Source organism: Arthrobacter sp. TmtSoilC51 (assembly GCF_055388015.1).
Genome location: NZ_AP035877.1, coordinates 201,208 through 218,915, shown reverse-complemented (window position 1 = coordinate 218,915; position 17,708 = coordinate 201,208). Strand labels below are relative to the sequence as shown.

17 protein-coding genes are annotated in these 17,708 nt (G+C 62.3%); 1 reads left to right on the top strand and 16 read right to left on the bottom strand.

The window, feature by feature from the left end; all coding sequences use genetic code 11:
• Positions 1–70: 70 nt before the first annotated feature.
• The 12 genes from ACZ5G6_RS01090 to ACZ5G6_RS01035 form a co-directional block, all read right to left on the bottom strand.
• Positions 71–796, bottom strand: a complete 726-nt coding sequence (locus tag ACZ5G6_RS01090; protein WP_498688811.1) for an SDR family oxidoreductase — start codon at positions 794–796, stop codon at positions 71–73.
• Between the two features lie 14 nt (positions 797–810).
• Positions 811–1,656: an alpha/beta fold hydrolase gene (locus ACZ5G6_RS01085; RefSeq protein WP_498688808.1), complete on the bottom strand. Its 846-nt coding sequence runs from the start codon at positions 1,654–1,656 to the stop codon at positions 811–813.
• Entirely contained in the window at positions 1,649–2,641 is a 993-nt protein-coding gene (locus ACZ5G6_RS01080; RefSeq protein WP_498688806.1) for a VOC family protein, read from the bottom strand. Before ACZ5G6_RS01080 ends, ACZ5G6_RS01085 begins: the two co-directional genes overlap by 8 nt.
• A gap of 31 nt (positions 2,642–2,672) precedes the next feature.
• Entirely contained in the window at positions 2,673–3,737 is a 1,065-nt protein-coding gene (locus ACZ5G6_RS01075) for a PDR/VanB family oxidoreductase (RefSeq protein WP_498688805.1), read from the bottom strand.
• A 6-nt stretch (positions 3,738–3,743) separates the two neighbouring features.
• Positions 3,744–4,088 (bottom strand): RidA family protein, encoded by a 345-nt coding sequence (locus ACZ5G6_RS01070; protein WP_223935371.1) that lies wholly within the window; start codon positions 4,086–4,088, stop codon positions 3,744–3,746.
• Between the two features lie 4 nt (positions 4,089–4,092).
• Complete coding sequence (locus ACZ5G6_RS01065; protein ID WP_498688803.1) at positions 4,093–5,694, bottom strand: aldehyde dehydrogenase; 1,602 nt, start codon at positions 5,692–5,694, stop codon at positions 4,093–4,095.
• 218 nt (positions 5,695–5,912) lie between these two features.
• Positions 5,913–7,097, bottom strand: a complete 1,185-nt coding sequence (locus ACZ5G6_RS01060) for an XdhC family protein (protein WP_498688801.1) — start codon at positions 7,095–7,097, stop codon at positions 5,913–5,915.
• 5 nt (positions 7,098–7,102) lie between these two features.
• Positions 7,103–9,433: a xanthine dehydrogenase family protein molybdopterin-binding subunit gene (locus ACZ5G6_RS01055; RefSeq protein WP_498688799.1), complete on the bottom strand. Its 2,331-nt coding sequence runs from the start codon at positions 9,431–9,433 to the stop codon at positions 7,103–7,105.
• Complete coding sequence (locus tag ACZ5G6_RS01050) at positions 9,430–9,972, bottom strand: (2Fe-2S)-binding protein (RefSeq protein WP_498688797.1); 543 nt, start codon at positions 9,970–9,972, stop codon at positions 9,430–9,432. Before ACZ5G6_RS01050 ends, ACZ5G6_RS01055 begins: the two co-directional genes overlap by 4 nt.
• A gap of 10 nt (positions 9,973–9,982) precedes the next feature.
• Complete coding sequence (locus ACZ5G6_RS01045; RefSeq protein WP_498688795.1) at positions 9,983–10,852, bottom strand: FAD binding domain-containing protein; 870 nt, start codon at positions 10,850–10,852, stop codon at positions 9,983–9,985.
• A 145-nt stretch (positions 10,853–10,997) separates the two neighbouring features.
• Complete coding sequence (locus tag ACZ5G6_RS01040; protein WP_223935366.1) at positions 10,998–11,852, bottom strand: TauD/TfdA dioxygenase family protein; 855 nt, start codon at positions 11,850–11,852, stop codon at positions 10,998–11,000.
• A 16-nt stretch (positions 11,853–11,868) separates the two neighbouring features.
• Complete coding sequence (locus tag ACZ5G6_RS01035; RefSeq protein ID WP_223935365.1) at positions 11,869–13,221, bottom strand: MFS transporter; 1,353 nt, start codon at positions 13,219–13,221, stop codon at positions 11,869–11,871.
• Between the two features lie 235 nt (positions 13,222–13,456).
• Between ACZ5G6_RS01035 and ACZ5G6_RS01030 the strand changes: the two genes are divergently transcribed.
• Positions 13,457–13,876: a VOC family protein gene (locus tag ACZ5G6_RS01030; protein WP_498688792.1), complete on the top strand. Its 420-nt coding sequence runs from the start codon at positions 13,457–13,459 to the stop codon at positions 13,874–13,876.
• Positions 13,877–13,891: 15 nt separating this feature from the next.
• Here ACZ5G6_RS01030 and ACZ5G6_RS01025 read toward each other — a convergent pair whose 3' ends face one another.
• From ACZ5G6_RS01025 to ACZ5G6_RS01010, 4 genes are all read right to left on the bottom strand, one after another.
• Positions 13,892–14,284, bottom strand: coding sequence for a DUF1304 domain-containing protein (locus ACZ5G6_RS01025; protein WP_223935363.1), 393 nt, complete (start codon positions 14,282–14,284; stop codon positions 13,892–13,894).
• 51 nt (positions 14,285–14,335) lie between these two features.
• Positions 14,336–15,211: a class II fructose-bisphosphate aldolase gene (locus ACZ5G6_RS01020; RefSeq protein ID WP_498688789.1), complete on the bottom strand. Its 876-nt coding sequence runs from the start codon at positions 15,209–15,211 to the stop codon at positions 14,336–14,338.
• The gene (locus ACZ5G6_RS01015; protein WP_498688787.1) at positions 15,211–16,680 is read right to left on the bottom strand and encodes a GntP family transporter; all 1,470 of its coding nucleotides are present in this window, start codon (positions 16,678–16,680) and stop codon (positions 15,211–15,213) included. The genes ACZ5G6_RS01020 and ACZ5G6_RS01015 overlap by 1 nt, the downstream gene beginning before the upstream one ends.
• Before the next feature lie 101 nt (positions 16,681–16,781).
• Positions 16,782–17,684 carry an NAD(P)-dependent oxidoreductase gene (locus ACZ5G6_RS01010; protein WP_223935360.1) on the bottom strand — a complete coding sequence of 301 codons (903 nt, stop codon included), beginning with the start codon at positions 17,682–17,684 and terminating at the stop codon, positions 16,782–16,784.
• Positions 17,685–17,708 lie beyond the last annotated feature (24 nt).

The following is a 17,708-nucleotide window of genomic DNA, read 5'->3' as shown; positions in this document are numbered from 1 at the left end:
GCCTCTGAGCGTGCATTCGTGGGTGGTAATTTCCGGCGGGACTGGCACGTAGTTCATGGTTCAGAGTGGTTTAGTGGCCCATAACAAAGCCGCCGTCGACCACGATGGTCTGGCCAGTGATGAAACCTGCGGCATCGGAAAGCAGGAACTGGACAACGCCTGAGACGTCCTGGGGCTGCTGGTCCCGGGCCAACACCCTGTTGTCCGCGTAGAGCTGGTATCGGGAGGCAGGTACCGACTCGGTGGCTTCCACCCGGGTCAGGCCCGGGGCGACTGCATTGACCCGGACTCCGGACGCGCCCGCATCACGGGCCATGGTCCGGGTCATTGCCAGGACGGCCCCTTTTGATCCGACGTAGTGGACCAGTCTCGGGGAGCCGTAGAGTGCCGCGTCGGATGCGATGTTAACAATCGAACCCGCCTGCTTTTTGGCCATTTGTGGATAGAGGTGTTTGCTGACGAGCCAGGTCCCGAACGCATTCACCGTCATGACCCGTTGGAAGAAGTCTTCGTCCAATTCCCAGAAAGTGTCTCCGCCCACGCCGTCGGCCAAGGCGGCATTGTTGACCAGCGCATCCGCGCCACCGAGCTGTTGCACCGCGTCGGCCAAGGCCGCGACCGAGGCGCTGTCCGCGATGTCGGTGACGACCGCCGTCGCATCAAGCCCTTGTCCGCGCAGAGTTGCCGCGGCCTGCTCGGCCAAGTCCGCATTCTTCTCGGCAATGACCAGGCGGTCCCCGCCGCTCCCCAGCCGTTCGGCGATATCGAAGCCGAGGCCTCGGCCAGATCCAGTCACTACCACTAGTCGTGTCACTTGAGTCTCTTCCAAAAAGTGAGGATGGCAGCGGACATTTCCGCCGGTTTCTCTTGTATGGCGGCGTGTCCGGCACCAGGGATGATTTCAAAGGCGGCACCCGGAATGTTCTGCGCAAGGATCCTGGATTCCGTCACGCCGGTGACCACATCGTCCTCGCCTACCAAAACCAGTGCCGGGACCTGCAAGTGGGGCAGGAGGGCGCTGGTGTCGCTTTCCGCCATCATCGTCGCCGCTGCCGAATAGCCGGGCAGGCGGACCGCTGCCATACCGGCTCGCACAGCTTCTGCGATCGACGGCGGGGCGGACTGCGAGACCAGATTCGGCGCCCGCCGGGCGGCCAGGGCATGAGGGCCGGCCGCTGCCAGTTCCGGCACGCGCGCCAGCATGCGCTCCGCCCCTTCCTTTGTGGTCGCTGAGCCCCGTGTGCTGTCCGCCAGCACGATGGACCGCACTGCCTCCGGCGCCTGTGCTGCTACCCGGGTGGCAATCACGCCTCCCCAGGAGGTGCCGATTAGATGGACCGGCCCGATGCCGAGGCAGGCAAGAACATCCAGGACGACGCCGGAATGGTCCACCTTTCCTGCCGGGTCCGCGGATGCGCCATAGCCCGGGGCATCCCAGCAAAGCGTCCTGTAGCCCTGCGCGCTCAGCATTGCGGCCAGGGGCCCGCATGATGACGCGTTGCCGCCGATGCCATGCATCAGGAAGACCGGCGTCCCTTCACCGCGAACCGCCAGCGAAATCCCTTGCGGCGAAGTCCACCGTTCAGTTCTCGGCTGCCCGGTTTCTGCTTGGAGGGGCGGAGAGTCGACTGGCCGCGGCGGAGGGCGGCTAGGCATGGACTTTTTCTGCGGCAGAGGTTTCAGGAACCGTGAAATAGTCCTCACGTCCCGGGACCACGAGGGAACGGTATCCGCTATCCGGAATGCCCGCCATTGCGGTGCGGACGGCTGAGGTAGGCGGACCTGCGGTTCCCCACTGGTCGGACAGCTCGGGAGTCCGCTTCCACGTGCGGCACAGCCAACTGTCCTCGTCCACTTGGGCCACTTCCGACGTGTACTCGCAGACCAGGCCGGACGGGTCCGTGAAGTAGGAGAAGGTGTTATCGCCGGGGCCGTGCCGGCCCGGCCCCCACTGCGGCGCGATGTTGTGTCGCTTGAGGCTGCCGATGCCGCGCATGAAGTGATCGATGCTCTGCATTTCGTAGGCAACGTGGTTCACGGATGTCCACGGAGCCTGGTTGAACGCGATGACGTGGTGCTCGCTGTTGCAGCGCAGGAAGGCCATCTGGTGCTCCGACCAGTCGGAAATCCGCATCCCGAGCACCTGTGTATAGAAGGCGGTGGCGCGGTCAATATCAATGGTGTTGAGCACCACGTGGGCGATCTTGCGGGGAATGGCGCGCCGACCGGAGGGCTCCTGGCTGACCACGGCATGGACATTGGCGGAGAGTTCCACCAGGCGGCCCTCTGGATCCACCAGTTGCAGGCCATAACCGCCGGCAGCATCGTCCAAGGGGCCGGGCTCGCGAAAGAGAGGAATGCCCAAAGCGGCTAGCTTAGTGGCAGCAAGATCCACGTCCTGCGGTGTAGCGAGGGCGAAGGAGACCCTGCCGAGGGCATTATGTTCGCCCTTTTCCAGCTTCAGGATGTGGTGTTCGGAGCCGGTTCCGCGGAGCCAGAACTTATCGGTGTCCTCCTCCACCATCGAGAGCCCCCAGACCTCTTGGTAGAAGTCCTTTGCCGGCACGGAGTCGGGCACTTTAAGGGATACGGAACGCAGTGACCGCAGGTTACAGACGGGCTCTGCTGCAAAGTAGTTCATGGGATCAACCTTTAGTCGGGTGGTAGATGTACTAGAGATCCAAAATCAGTTCTCGGGACCGGCAGCGTGAGACGCAGACGAACATCGATTTGCTCTCGGTCCGCTCGGCCGGGGTGAGCAGGAAATCGCGGTGCTCAACATCGCCCTTGATGACGCGGGTTTCGCAGGTTCCGCAGATGCCTTCGGCGCAGGAGCTGGGAACGTCCACGCCGGCTTCGTTCAGGGCATCGAGCACGGAGACATCGGGGGCCACCGGGATCCGTTGTCCGGTGCTTTCGCAGATGACGTCGAAGCCTGTATCCGACTGATCCGGTTGTGGGAGGATTTCCGGTGCCTTGAACCGTTCGATCCTCAGCCGCGATTCGTCGGTCATAGCGTGGGCAACAGCCTGCATCAGCGCTTCAGGACCGCAGGCATAGACCAGTGCTTCAGAGGGCAACGCGCCAACTGCAGCGGCGAGATCAGCATGGTCCCCATTGGCTTCATCCATCGCGTGGATGGTTACCCTCTCCTGCGGGAGCGCAGCGATTTCGGCCAGGAAAGCCATCGTGGAACGGGAACGTCCGGTGTACAGCAGAGACCAGTCAGCCCCTGCGGCCTGCAAGCGCCGCACCATGGAGATGATCGGCGTAATGCCGATACCGCCTGCGACCAGCACGTACCGTTCAGCCTCGTCCAGCTCAAAGTTGTTGCGCGGGCCTTCTACTGTGATGAGCGCGCCGACCGGCAATTGCTCATGGATCAGCTTGCTGCCACCGCGGGAATCGGACGTGCGCAGCACGGCCACGGTCCAGCTCCTGGCGTCCTCGGGAGCCGAGCACAGAGAGTATTCGCGGGTCAGGCCGTTAGGCAGGTGCAAGCTCAGGTGGGCTCCGGGAAGCCACTGCGGGAGCGGCGCACCGTCAGGATCCACAAGGGTAATGCTGGCGATGCCGTCAGCTTCCCAGGTTTTTTGCTGGACCCGGAGATGACGCACTGCCGTGCCCTTGATTCCCAGGCCTTCCTGCTGCCCCGGGCTGCCCCCGGGCGACGGAACGTCCTCATACCCCATGACGTCACGGTCTAACGGTCCGCGGTTCTGAGTCTCGATACTCATCAGTACTCAATTCCGCCGGTGCGCGATCGCTTCGATTTCAACCGTTGCCCCGTAAGGTAATGCGGCTACTTCCACAAAGGAGCGCGCCGGGCGGGGTTCGTCAAAGAGCAGCTCGTAGTGGCTGTTCGCCTCATCCCGCATTGTCACGTCAGTGACGAAGTAGGTGGTTTTGACCACGTCCCGCAGGGTCATGCCAACCGATCCCAGTCGCTCGGACAGCCGCGCCGCTGCAGCCACCAGGGCTTCCGTACGGCCGGTCACGGCGGTGCCGTTTTCGTCCACGGACAACGCCCCGGAGACAAAGCCGAATCCTCCGGCTGCAAACGCTGGGCTGTAGGGGTGAGCGTTCATTTACTTACCTTTCTGAGTGCAAATTTGAGTCAGCAGGCTCGGACAAGGCGCCGGCCCATGGGAGGGGTGCGCCGGAGAGATCGACGTAGATGCTCTTCTGGCGCATATAGGAACGAATACCGTCGCGGCCTTTTTCTGTGCCGAGACCGCTTTGTTTGAACCCGCTGAACGGGGTGGCAATGCTGAATTGCTTGTAGGTATTGACCCAGACAGTGCCAGCCGAAACCGCCCGCGCAATTCTCCAGGCCACGCGGTAGTCGGCGGTCCAGATGCCGCAGGCGAGCCCGAAGACGCTGTCGTTTGCCTGGACGATCAGGTCGGCTTCATCGTCAAACGGCAGGACTACGGCCACCGGGCCGAAAATCTCCTCTTGGCAGATGGGCTCAGAGTTGGCCACGCCGGCAATGATGGTGGGCAGGTAGTATGCGCCAGCTTGCAGTTCCTGGTCCGCGGGAGCCGCGCCGCCGCAGAGAATCCGGGCCCCGGATTCCCGGGAATCGTCCACCATCCTGGCAACGCCGTCGCGGTGGGCAAGGGCAACCAGTGGTCCCACCTGCGTGCGCGGATCCGTTCCAGGCCCCACCCGCAAAGATTCCGCTCCCTTGACGAGCCGTTCCACCACGGCGGCGTAGATGGAGCGTTGAATAAAGACACGGGAGCCTGCAATGCAGCTCTGCCCGCTCGAAGAAAAGATCCCGAACAGAACACCGGCAACGGCTTGGTCCAGATCGGCATCCGCGAAAATGATGGTCGGCGATTTCCCGCCCAGCTCCAAGGTGATCGGCATGATCTTCTCGGCGGCAATGTGGCCCAGTTGACGGCCAGTGGAAGTGCCACCTGTGAAGGAAATCTTGCCCACATCCGGGTGTCGTGCCAGTGCGTCACCAACGGTCCGCCCGGGGCCGGGAAGCACGGAGAGCAGACCTGCCGGCAGGCCGGCTTCGTCGCATATCCGTGCCAGCAGCAGCGATACCCAGGGCGCCCATACGGGTGGCTTCACTACGACGGCGTTACCCGCCGCGAGGGCGGGGGCCACCTTTTGTGCGTCGCTGGCAATCGGTGAGTTCCAAGGCGTGATGGCGCCTACCACCCCGATCGGTTCATAGGTGGACAGGCTCAGGTAGTTCCCGCGAGGAGGCGTCACTGCATCCTCCATGGTCTCCAGCGCGGATGCAGTGAACCGGAAAGTGGCTGCCGCGCTCAAGGCCAGCGCCCGGGTTTCCGCAAGGGTCTTGCCGGTGTCCAAAGTCTGCAAGGCGGCGATCCGGTCCGCGTTGAGCTCGATGGCGGTGCCGATCCGGTGCAGCACGGCAGCGCGTTCGTGGGGTAATTTCCGCGCCCATCCAGACTGTTCCACCGCCTTTAGACCTGCTGCTACCGCCTTGTCGACGTCCTCCGTGGTGGCGCCGCGCAATGTCGCGAATACCTCGGAAGTGGCTGGATTCACCGAATCGATCACGGCACCGCCGCCTCGGGTCCACGTGCCCCCGACATAGATTTCGTCCAAAGTGTCCAGGCAGAGTTCGGTCTTGAACTTGTTGTTCTCAATCGGAGCGTCCGCGTCAATAAGCCGCGGTGCGCTCCCTGCAATGCTGTCCGTACTCATCTTCAGCTTCCGTCCATCTTCTTCATCGGCTTCGGCGCCTGCTACGTGCTGGCTGTTGGCCCGGGCTTCCGCCTCAAGCTGTGAGCTACACCATAGATCTAAGAATATCAGTATTAAGATACTTTAGGTCAAGACTTTTTTGATGCTGGCTTTTTTGTGGTCTTTCAGGGCTTCCGGCCGGGCCAGGAAACCCCATGCGTGATTGGGCTAGCGCCAGGTCATGCGCAGCTGAAGTCGTGACTGCGTCCATCCGGCCGGCTGGGGCTGGTCTCCCCGCGTAGGGCGCCCCGGTGGATGGGATGACTGATTTGGCTCAGGGGGAGGCCGGAGGCATTCCCCTTGGCCGCGATCACCTCTGCCATGATGGAAACTGCGGTTTCGCCGGCCGTGCCAGCGGAGAGATCCAAGCCGATCGGGGACCGGAGCGATGCAAGAGTCGCGTCCGTGTGGCCCAATCCGACCAACCGGTCCCGGCGGTCGCGGTCAGTTCGACGGGAGCCCATGGCACCGATGTAGGCGAATCCATGTCTGAGTGCTGCATCAAGGACCGGAACATCGAACTTGGGATCATGGGTCAACACGCAGATGACGGCATCCCGAGCAAGCGCTCCCCGTGCGATTTCCTGCCGAAGGTAGCGGTCTGGTTGGTCAACTACGATCTCGTGCGCCCCTGGGATCCGCGCGGCTGTGGCGAAGACAGCCCGAGCATCGCATACGGTGACGTGGAAACCAAGAAAAGACCCTAGATGGGCAAGGGAGGCGGAGAAATCGATGGCGCCGAAGATCAGCAGCCGACGGGGCGGACGGTAGACATCGATCAACAAAGACACTGATCCTGCAGTGCCGGTCGTGGCGAACGTGACCGGCAACGTAGTTCCGGAGGCTATGGCTTGCTGCACCGCATCGTTTGCCGCGCTGACAGTTGCGAACGGAAGGGTACTCCCGACGGACAGCCCGGTGATTTCTGCATCCTGTAAAACCAACTCCGAGTGGCCGACGAGATCAGCTGGTCCGTCGAAAACCGTGACCATGGCGCAGGGCAGATTTTCCCTCCGCGCCCGCAGGAGTTCGACATATTCCGGGCATGAGGCTGGCGCATACGGTTGGATGAAGATCTCAATGCTGCCCCCGCAAGTCAGGCCGATGGCTAAACCGTCGTCGTCAGTTATGCCAAAACGGTGTAGTTCGGGCACGCCCGAGGCCAGCACGTCCGCGGCGGATTCCAACACACTTGCCTCTACGCAACCACCCGAAACGGAGCCGACGGGCGTGCCTTCGTCGCTGACCACCATGGATGTTCCAACGGCCCGTGGGGCAGAGCCTTCCGTGCGGACCACGGTAGCCAACGCAACGCGGGAGTTGTCCCGCAGCGCCTCCTCAAGGACCTCCAGCACCTCCCGCATTCCCGTCAGACCCGCCTCTGGTGGGCCTGCGCAACGCGGACAGCGTTGTAGACACTTTCCGGCGTCATGGGCAGGGAGGTGAGCTGGCCCCCGGTGGCGTCGGCGATAGCCTGGGCAATCGCCGGAGCAATCGGCAACATGCCACCCTCGCCCATCCCCTTGGCCCCAAACGGGCCCGCACCGTGGCCCTGTTCCTGGGTAATGGAAGAAAACCTACGCGGGATGTCCTCGGCCAATGGGACACGATATAGGAGCGCCTCGGCGTTAAGCAGCTGGCCGTCGTCGTCGTATCGCATTTCCTCAAAAAGGGCTTGCGCCAGTCCGAAGACCGCCGCTCCCTCGTCCTGGCCGCGGCAACCCAGCTTGTTCACAACCTTGCCGGCGTCCCCGCTGACCACCAGCTGCAACAGCTCCACTTTGCCGGTTTCCGGATCGACGGACACTTCGGCAGCGGCCCAGCCGATCTCCCAGAACACGCATGGTGCCTCCAGCGGTGCACGGAGGGAGCCACGGACCTTGAAGTATCCGTCCGCGGTGAACTCGAAACCTGTTCCGCCAAAACTGTGCATGATATGGGGCGAAAGCGGATGGGTTTTGCCGTCAGAGTCAATGATTTGCCAGTTGACGAGGCGGATCGATTCGCGGTCCAAATCCATGTTTTCGGCCGCGAAGTCCAGCACGGAGTTCCTAACCCGTTCAGCGGCTTGGAGTACCGCCTGACCCATCACTGCGATGCCGGAGGACGCGTTCGTACCCTGGTCGAAAGGAGTATTGTCCGTGTCAATCGGTGCGTATTTGACCCGCTGCGGATCACACGCAAGCACCTCCGCGACAATTTGGCAGAGGGCTGAATGACCTCCTTGCCCCATCTCCGTCAGACCGCAATTCAGCACCACATCACCGTTGGCCGTCACTTTGACCCGCGCCTGGGCGGGCTTGTTCACGCCGCCGCCATCTTTCAGACCAATCGCAACGCCCATGCCGCGGTTACCCGAACGGTCACGGTTGCGGTAACCGATCGCATCTGCCAGGAGATTCAGGCCATGCTTGAGGTCCGAGTCGATGGGTGTTTCTCCGGGAACGAAATCCTCGCCCAGATTTTTCACGTTCTTGAGCCGAAGCTCCAGCGGGTCCAGGCCCAGCCGCTCAGCAATGAGGTCCACCTGCCTCTCGCTGGCCCAAGTGGCCTGGGTTGCACCAAAACCACGGAAAGCGCCGGCCGGCACGGTATTGGTGATGACGGCTTGGCAGACTGAATCGATCCGCTTCCAGCGGTAGGCCCCCGGCATCCGATATCCCGCCTTTTCGGCCACGAGCGGACTGGCGTCCGCATAGGCGCCACCGTTGAGCAGCACGCGTGATTGGCGGGCGACGAATTCCCCGTCTGCCTTCAACCCGGATTTCACCGTGAGAACCGCGTCATGCTGGCTCAATGTCAGGAAGACTTCCTCCGTGGCCATGCTGTAACGAACCGGCCGACCACCCGAGAGTTGTGAGAGCCGAATGGCGATCGGCTCAGTTTTTGGGCCGTTCTTGGCGCCGAAAGCCCCTCCCAAGAGCGGAACGTTCACCCGGATGCGGTTTTCCGCCAGCCCGAATATCTTCGCCAGCTCCTGGCGCATCGGGAAGGGACTTTGGGTGGACGTCCACACCTCGATCTCCTCGGACGTGGCCACGGCAACAGTCGCAAACGGCTCAAGATGCATGTGGTTCATGCGGGAGAAGGTGAAGGTGTCCTCGAAGATGTAGTCGCATTCCGTCCAGGCATTCTCCGGTCCCGTTTGGTAGCGGAATTCATAGCTGACATTGTGGCCGCTGAGCGCCGTTCCCGAGGCACCGTCGCCATAGTCGGGAAAGGCAGCGAATGGCTCTTCGGGGAAAATCAGGGGTGCGGAAGGATCCAGCGCTGCTTGTGGGTCGAAGACCGCCGGGAGCAGTTCGTAGCTGACACGAATCAGATCCAGTGCGGCGAACGCGGTGCGTTCATCCTCGGCTGCCACGGCAGCAACGACGTCGCCCACGTAGCGGACCGAGTCGCTGGCCACGATTGGCTGGTCTTTGACGTATGTGCCGTAGCAGTTTAGTCCCTGGATTTCGTCGCGGGTGACGACGGCGGTGACTCCTGCCATGGATCTGGCCGCCGAAGCATCGATACTGAGGATCCGGGCATGCGCATGCGGACTACGCAGTACCTTGGCGTGGAGCATTCCAGGCCTTTCGACGTCCACTGTGTAGACGGCGCGTCCGGTGACTTTTGCTGTGGCGTCGAGCCGCGGGAGGTTGCGTCCAACGATCGGCTGGTCTGCAATGGCGACAGGAGTGGCGGCGTCGGTCATGAGGACTCCTCATCCCGCTGTTGCTCCCGGGCTAGTTCGGCGGCCCGCTCCACGGATTCCAGGATCATCTCGTAGCCGGTGCAGCGGCAGGTGTTCGAACTTATCCATTCCCGGATCTCCTCCCGATCCGGCTGCGGATTTGCACGAAGCAGCCCGGTGGTCAGCATCAACATGCCGGACGTACAGAAGCCGCATTGGAAGCCGCCGCACTCCCGGAACGCGCGCTGCTGGGCGCTCAGTGTCCCGTCGTGGGCAGCCAAACCCTCAACTGTTTCAACGCGTGTACCGTCAATATCGAAGGCAAACGTGGAACAGGCAGCCACAGGAAGATCATCCACGAGCACAGTGCAAGCACCGCAGACACTGCGCTCACATGAACTGCGTACGCCGCGTTTACCGAAGCCGTTTCGGAGCAGGTCCAGGACGGTGGTGCTCGTGGGGACGGCCTGTTTTTCCACGCTTCCGTTCAGCTCAAATTCAAGCTCAACGGTGAGCTCGTCGCTGCCGGCGGCTCGGGGATCTTGTGAGTCGAGGCTCATGGTCGGGTCCTCATTTCTTTTGGTTTCCGGTCGCCCTGGCAAGAAGGCGGCGGGTGAGTACGCTCACCAGATGGCGCCGGTAGGCGATCGTTCCTGCGTAGTCTCCAGCCTCGTCCGGCAGCTGAGCCGCGAGCGCGGTGCCCACGAAGTCCGCATCCAACTCGGCAATGGTGGATGCCTCGGCAGCATGTGACAGCACGAACGGCCGCCGGTACTCGCTGCCGCAGACAGCCGTGATGGCGAGCCCCGCCACTGCATGCTTGCGCACTGCGAGCGACACCGTGCTCACTGGACGCATGGAGCGCTCATAGCCGTACCACAGCAGTGTTCCTGTCTCTACAGACACAGAGGTCAAGATGCCGGAGATCCCGGCGTCACTGGCCCACAGCGATGACACGGGAAGGGTGGCGAGGTCTTCGCCGGCCTGAAAATGCATGTGCCCGTCAAGTGCCGAGAAAATGATCGGCAGCTCGTACCGGAATCGGCGTGCAAGAAGGTTGCCGCCGAGAGTGCCGCGGTAGCGGATACGAACAGTGGCTATCGATCCCCAGGCAGCTGCCAGGGCGGGCAACGACGAAAGGATTTCCGGGCTCGTGCTCCCGCCGTGGTGAGTGACCAAGGAGCCGATCCGCAAGACTCCGCGCTCTTGGGAAATGGCGCGCAATTCGTCGACATGCTGCAGGGAGATCAGGACGCCGGGTTCACACCCTTCGCGAAACTGAGCCATCAGATCCGAACAACCTGCGGCAATCACCGCCTCGGGGTGTTCTTGAGTGAGAGCCGCAGCTTCGGCCAGGGAAGTAGGCCGATACAGGATGAATGGAGGCAGTGCGGACTGGTTCTGGGCTATCAACCCTGCCCCCAACTTTTGGGCACGCAATAATGGGCCTTCCTTCGCTTTGGCTTGAATCAATACCAAGTATCTGAATGCTAAGTTTTCCAGGTGTGGCGTGCAATAGCCCAGCCCCAAGTGCATGCCGGGCGACCCTCGGTTGGGTCATCCAGCATGCACTTGGATAAGGCGTTTACGCCGGGCGATCGCCCCGGAGAGTTACGCGGTGCATGAGCCTGTAGTGCGGGTTGTAATCGCCCACGGCATAGTGTTGCGTCGATCGGTTATCCCAGATCACCAGCGAGTTGGGCTCCCAGCGGAATCGGACTTGGTATTCAGGCGTCTTTGCCAGCCCGGTGAGCATGTTTCGCAAGGAGTCGCTGAGCTGCGTAGGAACTCCGGAGATGCGGGAGGTGAACAGTTCGTTGACATAGACAAGCTTGCGGCCGGTTTCCGGATGCTTGCGCACCACAGGGTGGGTCATGGGTGGGTACTTGCGGCGGGTTTCCTCGTATCGAGCCTCGCCGTTCTCGCCTTGGCGGACAACGGCTGTGAGCTCCTTTTCCCAGTCATGCACAGCCTCAAGGCCGTCAATGAGGTCCTTCATCGTTTCCGGCAGTGCATCGTACGCGGCGGTCATGCTGGCCCAAAGCGTATCGCCGCCGCAGGGTGGGATTTGCTGGGCATGGAGGCAAGTCGCTGAATTCGGCGTCGCCTGCCACGTCAGATCGGAGTGCCAGACGTCGGTTCCGGCAGCACGCCCACGGGACTCAAGTACTTCGATGTACGGATTTCCAGGGAGCGAGGGGAAGAACGCACTTACTTCCTGGGGGTCACCGAATACTTTGGCGAACCGGATCTGGTCCTCTGGGCCGATGTGCTGATCGCGAAGAAACAACACCTCGTGTTCCAGGAAGGCTGAGCGTAGCTCTTCTTGGCACTCAGGCGTGATCTCCTCGCGAAGATCCAGCCCATGGATAAAGGCACCGATGGTAGGTGTTGCCCGTTCCAGGGTGAATGTTTTGAACGCTGACTCGTTGCTGCTCATAGTAGTTCCTTTCTCTTTATGCGTTGGTTCTGGTGCCTGTTGCAGTTGGCATGGTCTTCTTGCTGGGATCGCCACTACCCTGCGCCTTTTTCCGGTTCGCCCTTCCGAGCAAAACGGCACACGCGAAGGACATGCCGCCAGCGACAAAGACGTAGAGCGAAGTGGATACCGAGGCGTGCGTTGCGGTCATCAGCAACCCTGCTATCAGTGGTGCGATGGCACTGCCGAAGAGGTTGCCGAGGGTGGTTGCCAGTGACAATCCGCTGTAGCGGACCCTCGCATCAAAGGCATCGGAGAAATATGCGGGCTGCAGTGCCCACGGGATATAGACGGCTATGGTCGAGGCGACATACAAGACTGCAATGAAGGCATAGATGCCTGAGTCGAGCGCCCAGTAGAGAGGGAAGGCCAGGATGCCGATGAGGCCAAGACCTATCAGGTAGATCCGCTGACGACCGAACCTGTCCGAGAGCATGCCGGCGATCGGGGTGACGACGAATCCCACTGCCGAGGTGACAATCACCAGAATCAGCATGGAATTTTGACTCAAAGCTCCTGGCTCCTTGGCGTACACAAAGTTGTACACGGTGAGCAGGTAGAAGAAGATGCCTGGCGACAGGCTTGCGCCGGCGACAAGCAGCACCTGCTTGGGGTGCGTACGAAGAACTTCGACGATGGGGATGCGCACTACAGCGTGGGCATCCTTGACCCGGTCGAACTCCGGGCTCTCTGCAACCCGGGCCCGGATGATGAGGCCAGTAATGACAAGTACCGCGCTGAGCAGGAACGGGACACGCCACCCCCAGGCCATGAAGCCATCAGTGGGCATCTCAGCCAGCGGCAAGTAAACGGTCATAGCCAGGATCAGCCCGACGGCCACACCCGCCTGCGGCCAGCTACCGAAGAATCCGCGCCGGCCTTCCGGGGAATGTTCGGTAGCCATGAGCACGGCACCGCCCCATTCCCCACCGAGCGCGAATCCCTGCGTCAGGCGCAACGCCACCAGCAGCGCGGGGGCGAAGAAACCTATCGTGGCATAGGTCGGCAATAAGCCGATCAATACGGTGGCGGCGCCCATGATCAGGATCGTGATGACCATCATCGGCTTTCGGCCAATCCTGTCACCAAAGTGGCCGAACACGATTGCACCGACCGGACGGGCGACGAAACCGGCAGCGAAGGTCGAGAAAGCAAGCAAAGTTCCGGTCGCAGGATCGAAGCCGGGGAAGAAGTGCTGATTGAAGACGAGCACCGCAGCGGTGCTGTAGATGAAGAAGTCGTACCACTCGATGGTTGTGCCGATGATGCTCGCTAGGGCGACCTTCCGCGGCGAACTTGTGCCCGCTGGTCGTGCGACTGCACCACTCATATTGTGCCTCCCGGCTAATTGGCAAACATACGGTCACGCGGCGCGTGAACCTTGGCAAATCAGGGTGCTTCCCGGGACACGCTGACTTCTAACAGCTCTGCAGACGGAAGTTTCGAAATACTTCAGTGGTAATTATCTTATCGCTGAGATGAATTGTGCGCAAGATCACATGGGGCGCGATTTTTTAGGCTGGCGCAGTCTGGACGGCACGCTGAATCACCGGGAGGATCGACCCATGACTACCTCCATTTTCGTCAACCTGCCAGTCAGCGACCTCGAGGCGTCCAAGGCCTTCTATACGGCCCTCGGCTACTCCATCAACCCGAACTTCACTGATGAGACGGCTGCATGCGTCGTCTTCAGCGACACCATCTATGCCATGCTCCTGACCCACGCCAAGTTCAGCGAGTTCACCAAGCAGCCAATCGCGGACACCCAAAACTCGACGGCGGCGATCGTCGCCATTTCGGCCGACAGCCGCGATGCCGTGGACGCCCTGGCCACCAAGGCACTCGAAGCGGGCGGGTCAGAGACCTACGATCCCCAGGACCTCGGGTTCATGTACAGCCGGGCGTTCCGCGATCTCGATGGCCACCATTGGGAAGTCCTGTGGATGGATGAAGCCGCAGCCCAGTCTGGCCCGCCGGAGCACTAAGGCGCCTCTGCGTCGTTAGCGCAGCGTCACGGCCAGCACGCCAAGTACGACGGCGAGCAACGGCGTGGTGCCTTGGAGAGCCGCAGCGCGGAGGTACTTTTTGCCGCTCGCAGCGAGCACCAGAGCGGCAAGGAGCATGGAGCCGCAGCAGCTGAACACGAGGGTCCAGCCGACCTGAGGCGAACCAGCCCAGACGGCGATGATGCCGACCAGCGCGCCGATGGCAAGGAACAGGTTGTAGAAGCCCTGGTTATAGGCGAGTGGTTTGGTGGTTTCGGCGTCTGCCTGCGACGTGAGGCTGAAGCGCTTCCACGTGGCTGGCTTGGTCCAAGTGATGGACTCCATGGTGAAGATGTAAACGTGCAGCAACGCCGCAACCAGGGCAAAAATCAGGGAGGCCAGGATCATGGTCTGATCCTAGCCTCCCTGTATTACAGAGCTTGCGATGGACGGTTTGCGTCAGGCGCTCAGCATCGCCAGCGTTGCGCCCGCGAACGACCACGCAGAGCCCTTCCAGCGGGCCAGCAAACCCTGGAGGTTTTCGCCATCGGCCCGGTGGGCAGCGGTCTCGGCCTCGAGGGTGGCAAGGATTCCAGTGCGAAGCTCCGTATTGAAGTTCACCTTGCCCACCTGCATGGAGGGCGCCTTCGCGAGCTCGTCGGCCGGGATTCCGGACGCGCCATGGAGCACCAGCGGAACGTCGGTCCGTGCTGCAACTTCCTGCAGCACGTCCCAGCGGATGTTGGGTTCTCCCTTGTACTTTCCGTGCACGTTCCCCACGGCGATAGCCAGGAGTTGCGCGCCGGTACGCTCAACGAATTCGGCCACCTGCGCGGGGTTCGTGAGTCCCGCAACTGAAGTGCCGGCGTCGTGCGCTGAATCTTCAGCACCGAACGCCTTGTCCTCGTCACCCGCCAGGCCGCCCAGCTCTGCCTCGATCACGACGTCGGACGCACCTTGCGCATCCAGCGCAGCACGGACTTCGCGAACCAAGGCGATGTTGTCCTCGAACGGTAAGGACGAACCATCAGCCAGCACGGCATCGGCGCCGGCAGCCACGGAGTCGCGGATGACCTGCAGGTCCGAGGCATGGTCCAGCTGGACCGGGACTGGGACGCTGGCGTCATCGGCCAACCCGCGCAGGGCTGCAATAAGGCGAAGTCCGTTGGGGGTGGAAGCCGTCTTGGGAGCCACAAGCAGGATTACGCCGAGCCGGGCTTCTTCTGCCGCCGAAACAACGGCCAGAGCCGTGGTGAAGTCGTAGCAGGTGAAGGCCGGAACAGCGGATCCGGAGGCAAGTGCGGAAGCAACGAGGTGGTCGAGTTTGGCGCGCATTAGTGGGCCAGTCCTCCCACCAGGATCCACGCGACGTAGGTGAGTGCGAAGCCAGCCAGGCCGAGGATGGTGGTGAGGACGGTCCAGGTCTTGAGGCCGTCCGTGACAGTGAGCCCGTAGTAGCGGATGACGGTCCAGAAACCTGCATCCGTCACGTGGGACAGCCCCAGCGCGCCGAATCCAATGGCGATCACGATCACGGCGATCTGGGCGGGAGTGTAGCCGCCTTCCACCACTGCGGAGGTGAGCAGGCCGGTGGTCGTGACAATCGCAACTGTGGCCGAACCTTGGGCGGCCCGGAGTGCCAGGGAGATGATGAACCCGAGCACGATCACCGGCAGTCCGAGGCTGTCCAGGGTGTGGGACAGTGCGGCGCCGATGCCGGAGGTGCGGAGGACTTCACCGAACACGCCTCCCGCGGCGACCACCATGAGGATGGACGCAATGGGAGGAAGCGCGCCTTCGAAGATCTCGCCGGTTTCCTTGAGGGACCAGTTGCGGCGAACCGCCAGCAGGAAGAAGGAGAGGGCTACAGCCACGAGCAGTGCGAAGAACGGGTTGCCAACGAACGCGGCCACGCCATACAAGTAGTTGTCCTTGGCGAGAGTCAGCGTCCCCAAGGTGCCGACGAGTATCTGGACGATCGGAGCAGCGATCAGGAACATGATCAGGCCGGGACGCGGAGGGGCGATTGCGCGGGCGCCGGGACCGTTAGAGCCAACGTGCACCAGCGAATCAGCCGAACCGAACTCGTCCACCTGCGCCTTGACGCCGGGGAGCAGTTCGTAGTCCTTGCGGTTCATGATGCTGGCAACCCAGTAGGACAGGAAACCGAGGGGCACGCAGATGATCAGCGAGATCAGGGTGATCAGTCCAATGTCGGCGCCAAAGACGCCGGCGCCTGCAACAATGCCCGGGTGCGGCGGGACGGCCACATGGATAGACAGCATGATGCCAGCCATGGGCAAGCCGAACTTGATCGGGTGAACGTTGGCGATCTTGGCGAAAGCGTAGACGATCGGCACGAGGACGATAACGCCGACCTCAAAGAACACGGGGATAGCAACCAGGAAGCCCACGGCCGTCAAGGCGATGGCGACACGCTTTGCACCGAGCTTCTCAGTGAAGTGGCTGGCCAGCGACTGCACGCCGCCGGAGACCTCGATCATGCGGCCAAGAATGGCTCCGAGGGCAATCAACAAAGCGACCTTGCCCATGGTGCTGCCAACGCCGTTGGCCACCACAGTGAAGATGTCCTTGAGCGGGATCTGGGCTGCGACGCCCACCAGGATGCTGACGGCCAACAGTGCAACAAAGGCCTGGATCTTGAAGCGGATGATCAGCACCAGCAGCAGGGCAATGCCCGCGGCCGCAATGGTCAGCAACAGGGGTGTTCCCAGTTCCACTGCCGGTTTGATAGCGGGGGCATCAGCAGCCCGGACCATCAAGGAGTTGATGAGGGGATTCATTGGGGGTGTCTCCTTTGACATACCAGTCTAGAGAAGACCGGCGGGAGGTGGCGGCGACGGCGAAGGGGGGATCGCCGTCGTCGCAGGTTTTATTGGGGTGCTTAGGCGGTGCGCTTTGCGGGCGCTACAACCTTGATGACGGCGGAGTCGTCGGCGGCGGCGAGGCCCTGGGCCTGGCCGAGAAGGTAAAGCTGTTCCGCAGCAGCAGCAACGGGTGCGGCAAGGCCGGCAGCGCGGGTGGCCTTGCCGACGATGCCCATGTCCTTGACGAAGATGTCCAGGCGGCTGAGGACCTCGGCTCCTTCGTCGGTGTAGGCCTCGAGGATGCGCGGGCCACGGTTGGAGAGCATGAAGGAGCCTGCAGCGCCGGCTTCGAGAGCCGCGAGCGTCTTGGCTTGGTCGAGGCCGAGGGCGTCGGCAAGGGCCATGGCCTCAGCAGCGGCGGCAATGTGTACGCCGCAGAGGAGCTGGTTTACGGTCTTGAGGGCCTGGCCGTCGCCGGGCTTGTCACCCACGATGCTCAGGGTGGACGCGAGCAGTTCCAGCGCAGGGCGGGCCTTTTCCAGGGCCTCGGGTTCGGCCCCAACAACGATCAGCAGGTCACCTTCGCCGGCACGCTTGGGGCCGCCGGACAGAGGAGCGTCCACCAGCGCGACGCCGTACTCGGCCAGCTTGGCCACCGTGGCCGGGATGGCTTCGGTGCCGACGGTGCTGCCGAGGATGACCACGGCTCCCGGCTTCAACACCGAGGCCACGCCATTCTCGCCGAAAAGGACATCGTTGAGCTGCTCGCCGTTCCGGACGGCGAGGAGCAGCGCGTCGGCGTCCTGGGAAGCTTCGCGGGCTGAGGCGAAGGTCTTGATGCCCGCCGCCGCGGCAAGCTCCAAGCGGGGCTCTGCGATGTCGAAGCCGTGGACGGTCAGCTGGGACGCGAGGCGGGTTGCCATGGGCAGGCCCATGGCACCAAGGCCCAGGACGGTGACGGTGTAGTTGCTGCTGGTCATGGTGTTCTCCATTGAATTCAGGTG

Coding starts and splice junctions, on each gene's coding strand:
- ACZ5G6_RS01085 (WP_498688808.1), bottom strand. CDS start 1,656: ATGCCTAGCCGCCCTCCGCCGCGGCCAGTCGACTCTCCGCCCCTCCAA.
- ACZ5G6_RS01080 (WP_498688806.1), bottom strand. CDS start 2,641: ATGAACTACTTTGCAGCAGAGCCCGTCTGTAACCTGCGGTCACTGCGT.
- ACZ5G6_RS01075 (WP_498688805.1), bottom strand. CDS start 3,737: ATGAGTATCGAGACTCAGAACCGCGGACCGTTAGACCGTGACGTCATG.
- ACZ5G6_RS01070 (WP_223935371.1), bottom strand. CDS start 4,088: ATGAACGCTCACCCCTACAGCCCAGCGTTTGCAGCCGGAGGATTCGGC.
- ACZ5G6_RS01065 (WP_498688803.1), bottom strand. CDS start 5,694: ATGAGTACGGACAGCATTGCAGGGAGCGCACCGCGGCTTATTGACGCG.
- ACZ5G6_RS01060 (WP_498688801.1), bottom strand. CDS start 7,097: ATGCGGGAGGTGCTGGAGGTCCTTGAGGAGGCGCTGCGGGACAACTCC.
- ACZ5G6_RS01055 (WP_498688799.1), bottom strand. CDS start 9,433: ATGACCGACGCCGCCACTCCTGTCGCCATTGCAGACCAGCCGATCGTT.
- ACZ5G6_RS01050 (WP_498688797.1), bottom strand. CDS start 9,972: ATGAGCCTCGACTCACAAGATCCCCGAGCCGCCGGCAGCGACGAGCTC.
- ACZ5G6_RS01040 (WP_223935366.1), bottom strand. CDS start 11,852: ATGAGCAGCAACGAGTCAGCGTTCAAAACATTCACCCTGGAACGGGCA.
- ACZ5G6_RS01035 (WP_223935365.1), bottom strand. CDS start 13,221: ATGAGTGGTGCAGTCGCACGACCAGCGGGCACAAGTTCGCCGCGGAAG.
- ACZ5G6_RS01030 (WP_498688792.1), top strand. CDS start 13,457: ATGACTACCTCCATTTTCGTCAACCTGCCAGTCAGCGACCTCGAGGCG.
- ACZ5G6_RS01025 (WP_223935363.1), bottom strand. CDS start 14,284: ATGATCCTGGCCTCCCTGATTTTTGCCCTGGTTGCGGCGTTGCTGCAC.
- ACZ5G6_RS01020 (WP_498688789.1), bottom strand. CDS start 15,211: ATGCGCGCCAAACTCGACCACCTCGTTGCTTCCGCACTTGCCTCCGGA.
- ACZ5G6_RS01015 (WP_498688787.1), bottom strand. CDS start 16,680: ATGAATCCCCTCATCAACTCCTTGATGGTCCGGGCTGCTGATGCCCCC.
- ACZ5G6_RS01010 (WP_223935360.1), bottom strand. CDS start 17,684: ATGACCAGCAGCAACTACACCGTCACCGTCCTGGGCCTTGGTGCCATG.